General features: G+C 36.5%; 4 protein-coding genes. All 4 read right to left on the bottom strand.

Going from position 1 to position 5,023, the window contains the following annotated elements; translation table 11 throughout:
• Positions 1-126: 126 nt before the first annotated feature.
• Positions 127-1,110, bottom strand: a complete 984-nt coding sequence (locus B2145_RS03515; protein WP_291098278.1) for an SDR family oxidoreductase — start codon at positions 1,108-1,110, stop codon at positions 127-129.
• A 24-nt stretch (positions 1,111-1,134) separates the two neighbouring features.
• Positions 1,135-3,603, bottom strand: coding sequence for a polysaccharide biosynthesis tyrosine autokinase (locus B2145_RS03510; RefSeq protein WP_291098275.1), 2,469 nt, complete (start codon positions 3,601-3,603; stop codon positions 1,135-1,137).
• Positions 3,604-3,618: 15 nt separating this feature from the next.
• Positions 3,619-4,410 carry a polysaccharide biosynthesis/export family protein gene (locus B2145_RS03505; RefSeq protein ID WP_291098272.1) on the bottom strand — a complete coding sequence of 264 codons (792 nt, stop codon included), beginning with the start codon at positions 4,408-4,410 and terminating at the stop codon, positions 3,619-3,621.
• A 70-nt stretch (positions 4,411-4,480) separates the two neighbouring features.
• Positions 4,481-5,023: recombination mediator RecR (gene recR / locus B2145_RS03500; protein WP_291098269.1), on the bottom strand; the 543-nt coding region annotated here is incomplete at its 5' end.

Raw genomic sequence — 5,023 nt, 5'->3', positions numbered from 1 at the left:
CTTTTCTCTATTTTCTTTTCTCTTTTCTCTTTTCTCTTTTCTCTTTTCTCTTTTCTCTTTTCTCTATTATCTTTTCTCTTTTCTCTATTTTCTTTTCTCTATTATCTTTTCTCTATTATCTTTTCTCTATTTCAGATTCTCCCAATACCAATCTACTGCTACCTTTAACCCTTCCTGCATTGAAAATTGGGGGTCATAGCCCAATAATGCTTTGGCTTTATCAATACTCGCCAAGGAATGTGGAATATCTCCTGCTCTATTAGGACCGTATTCTATGGTGACATCGGCAATTTTTTCGTCATAATCCGATAAAAATTCCTTCAAATAGTTCACCAGATTATTCAGGGTATTCCGGTCTCCATAAGCGGTATTGTAAACGGTGTTTACTGCGTCCGGATTTTTGGTGGTCATTGCCAATTCATTCATTTGTATCACATTATCAATATAAGTGAAATCACGTGAATAATTGCCGTCACCATTTATCAGTGGACTTTCGAGTTGCATTAATTGCATCACGAATTTTGGAATAACCGCCGCATAAGCCCCGTTTGGATCCTGTTTTCGCCCAAAAACATTAAAATAACGCAAGCCTATCGTTTCCAAACCGTAAGTTTTACTGAAGATTTCGGCATACAATTCGTTCACATATTTTGTTATGGCATAAGGCGAAAGTGGTTTCCCAATTACTTCCTCCACTTTTGGCAATCCAACAGAATCTCCATAAGTGGAAGAACTTGCCGCATATATAAATCGTTTTACCTTGGCATCCCTTGATGCCACTAGCATATTCAAAAAACCCGAGACATTTACTTCGTTAGTTGTGATTGGGTCAATGATGGAACGCGGCACGGAACCCAAAGCAGCCTGATGCAGAACATAATCCACTCCTTTTACCGCATTCTGGCAATCGGTTAAATTTCGAATATCTCCTTCGACCAAACGGAAGTTTGCATCATTTATAAAATCCTTCAAATTATGCCTATGCCCAGTTGCAAAATTATCCAAACAAATCACTTCGTGTCCCTTGGACAAAAAATATTCACAGAGATTAGAACCGATAAATCCTGCCCCTCCCGTGATGAGTATACTGCTTTTTGTTTCCTCTTTCATTTTTTTACATTTAAAACAATGGTCTTATCGAATTTGTTTTTTTCTAAATTTTCTCAGTATTTTTTCGAAAATAGTTTTTGGTTTATCCTCATCGTGGTAGCCGTTGGAGTAGGTTGTGCTTCCGTAACCATATCCATAACCATATCCATAACCCGCGCCGTACTTGGCTTTATTTTGAAATCCGTTCAAAATAATACTGGTATTGTTGAGTTCTCCCCGCTTGACCCTATTGTTGAGCAACGTAATCATTTCTTTTTTGGTGAAATTCTGCCTTACGATGTATAAAGTGACATCGCAATATTGTGCCAACTCTAATGCGTCAGACACCAAGCCAACCGGTGGCGTATCCAAAATAATGTAATCGTATTTTTTCTTTAATTCTTCTATCAACTCCTTCATGCCATCACTCATAATCATCTCGGCGGGATTGGGCGGAATGGGTCCGGAAAATATAACATCCAAAAAAGGAATATGGGTGTGGTTTATGATTTCGTCCAAACTTTTCTGTTTGATTAGATAATTTACGACTCCTATATCATTCGATAAATTAAATTCGTCAAACATTTTGGGTTTTCTTAAATCCAGTCCAATAATCACGGTTCTTTTTTCGCTTAATGCAAATACCGTGGCAATATTTAAAGAACAAAAGGTTTTTCCTTCCCCGCTGACGGAAGAGGTTATCATAAGTGTTTTTGCCCCATCCAGACGCTGTTGTTTATATAGAAACTGAAGGGAAGAACGAATGGCTCTAAAGGATTCGGATAAAGCCGATTTTGGTTTTTCAAAAACTGCCAAATCAGAACTTTCTTTACTTAGACCGATGACTCCTATCAATGGAATCTGGGTCAATTTACTGACATCCTCCGTGTTTTGAATGGAATTATTGACGAAGAAAATCCCAAAAACAAAAATCAACGGAATCAATAATCCCAGGAATAATGCCAATACATAGTTCACGGACGTTTTCGGTCCAATGAGTCCGCCACCAATATCTTTTGCAGGATCGATAAAATGAATGTCCGACAAATTTGCCGCTTTGACAATATCGGCTTCACTTCTTTTTTGAAGAAATGTGCTGTAGATATTATCGCTTAAATCATATTTCCTTTTGATCTTAATCAACTCCTGCTGGTCTTCAGGGAGTTGCTTTATGGTGCTTTCCGTTTGGTTGATTTTGCTGTTGACCATTGCCAAATCATATTGCAAGGAAGCTTTGGCAGATGCTATATTTTCGAGTAAAACCTTTTTAACAGCTTCCATTTGATTGTCAAAATCCTTGAATATTTTATCGCTTTTTACTGCATAAGCCATTTCTGATCTTTGGGTGGAAAGTGAAATCAATTTAGAAACATTCACGACAATATTGGGATCTTCAATTCCAGCTACTGATGGTGCCGGAAGTTTAGAATAGTCAACGCTGCTTTTCAAATAGGATTTCAAGGAATTATAGTAGGCTATTTTGCGGGTTACCTCATCCTTTTTGACATCAAATTCAAGAACTTGATCCGAAAATTTAGAACCATCTCCTTGTACATCATATATATTTTTGTCTTTTCTGAATGATTTTAACTCGTTTGTAGTTTCTTTCAGTTGTGATTCCATTGCCACCAGTGTGCTGTCAATGAATTCTATGGTATTGGTTGCAAATTGATTTTTACTGTCGAGTTGTCTTTTGATAAGCATTTTCACGGTCGAATTCAAATATTCGACCATTCTGGCTTTATTGGTTCCCTGCATTCCCAGCGTGATTATGGAACCTCCTTTGTCATCGGACTTTACATTTATACCCTTGTAAGCAGACACTGTCGCATCAAAATTATTAAACTGAACGAAATATTCGTTTCCCTTATAAAAACCGGGGTTATCTTTTATTTGCAATTTCCAGTTCAAAAAGGGTAATGAAACCTGTTCGCCCACTTTATATTTCTTCACAAAATCACCTATTGCAACCGCAGTTTTACCATAGGAATTATCAGAATAGGAAACTATTGAAACAGTGTTGCTTTCAAATGGAATTTTGATTTCATATTCATTTTCGCTCAAAAACTTGATGCCAATGAGTTTTCCTGCTAATTGACCCTTTGTCTTATCAATATTTACATAAAAAGGCACGGCGCCATAAGCATCCTCAAGATTATACTTTCCTTGTGTCAAATAACCAATATAATATTGTAATTTATCTACAACCAACTCATTATGGGACCTGGATTGCAAGGTTGTAGAAATAGTTTGAACTTGATCTGAAGTGCCGCCCCAGTTGAAAACCAAGCTGGTATTTGAAGTGAAAAAAGGATTATTTTCTTCCTTAACGGAAATAAGCGTCTCCATTCCATAAATTTTTTCCTTACGGATATTTACTTCATAGGCAATCGTGAAAGCGATGACTAAACTCAGCAAAAACCATTTCCAATAACTCGCGATTTTTATTAAGAACCCTTTAAAGTCGAATCCTGTCTGGGTTTCAAAAATCGAAAAATCTTTTATATCTAACATTTTTTGAAATATGTTTTATTTTTTTAATAGTAAAAAAGTCGTTGTTGCCAAAGACAAAAGCGTTATGATGGTTCCCAAAGATTCTATCCCTGTTTTTCCGGTTCCCCAAGTTTTCTGTTTGAGCGGTTTTACATAAATATAGTCATTGGGCTGCAAGTAGAAATAAGGAGATTTCATAACATTTATATCCGTAAGGTCGATATCGTGCATTTCGGTTCCGGAAGGCAATTGTCGTATGACAGTTACGGCTTTTCTATTTCCAGTTATGGTTATATCACCGGAATTTGCAATGGCTTCCATGATATTTACGTGGTCCTGAAATAAGGTTTTGGTTCCCGTACTTCCCACTTCGCCATTAATTGTGTATTTAAATCCGGCCAATTTTACGGTCACAAAAATATTTGCTTCCTTGTTAAAATATTCCGCCAATAGTTGCTTCTCTATTTTAGTCCTTATTTCCTCGAGCGTAAAACCAATCACGTTTATTTCGCCCAAAACCGGAATTCTTATATTACCATGATCGTCAACCGTGAAACCGTCAAAATACAACCCTGATTCTGATTTACCGGCTGACTCTGCCTGATTTGTGGGACTAAAAATAGCCACCAACTTCGGATCGTTTGCTTTTATGGTTATACTCAAAACATCATTGGTCTGTAATCTGTAAGGCTTTGATACCACAGCCGAAATTGAAGCTTCATCTCCAGTTCCATTTTTTTTCTGTAAATAAATTAAATCTTGGGTAGGAATGCAAGAAGTAAAAAATATACTGATACCTAGCAATAAATAGAGTACGGATTTGTTCATTTTTATATTTTTAGTAACAAATATAGCTTTTCATTTAACAATTTAAAAGTATCGCCATTCATTAAATGGATTAATTGTTTTTAAAAGACTTTTCAAACGGGACCCTTTGCAATATACTTCTTCCCAGAGTAACTTCATCGGCATATTCTAATTCATCACCAACAGAAATTCCCCTGGCGATTGTAGAGGTAATAATGTCACAATCCTGAATTTGCTTATAGATGTAAAAATTGGTGGTATCGCCTTCCATTGTTGAGCTTAAAGCAAAAATAATTTCGGAAACAGTACCTGATTTCACTTTTTCGACTAAAGTATTTATGTTCAACTGGCTTGGTCCAACACCATCTATTGGCGAAATTTTCCCTCCAAGAACGTGATAAATTCCCCTAAATTGACCCGTATTTTCGATTGCCATTACATCTCGAATATCTTCCACAATACAAATAATCTGGTGATTCCTTTTGGCATTGGCACAAATTTCGCAAACATCAATATCGGAAATATTGTGGCAACTTAAACAAAACTTCACTTCTTCGCGCATCGTCGTTAACGATTGTGTCAAAAAACCGGTTCGTTCTTTAGGCTGCTTCAACAAATGCAAAACCAATCGCAA

The sequence above is a fragment of the Flavobacterium sp. UBA5153 genome, from assembly GCA_002413745.1.
Taxonomy (GTDB): Bacteria; Bacteroidota; Bacteroidia; order Flavobacteriales; family Flavobacteriaceae; genus Flavobacterium.
The sequence above is the reverse complement of the archived record's forward strand: the minus strand, read 5'-3'. Positions and strand labels throughout refer to the sequence as shown.

Excerpts from the sequence above, each read along its gene's own strand:
- B2145_RS03515 (WP_291098278.1), bottom strand. The coding sequence starts at position 1,110 with ATGAAAGAGGAAACAAAAAGCAGTATACTCATCACGGGAGGGGCAGGA.
- B2145_RS03510 (WP_291098275.1), bottom strand. The coding sequence starts at position 3,603 with ATGTTAGATATAAAAGATTTTTCGATTTTTGAAACCCAGACAGGATTC.
- B2145_RS03505 (WP_291098272.1), bottom strand. The coding sequence starts at position 4,410 with ATGAACAAATCCGTACTCTATTTATTGCTAGGTATCAGTATATTTTTT.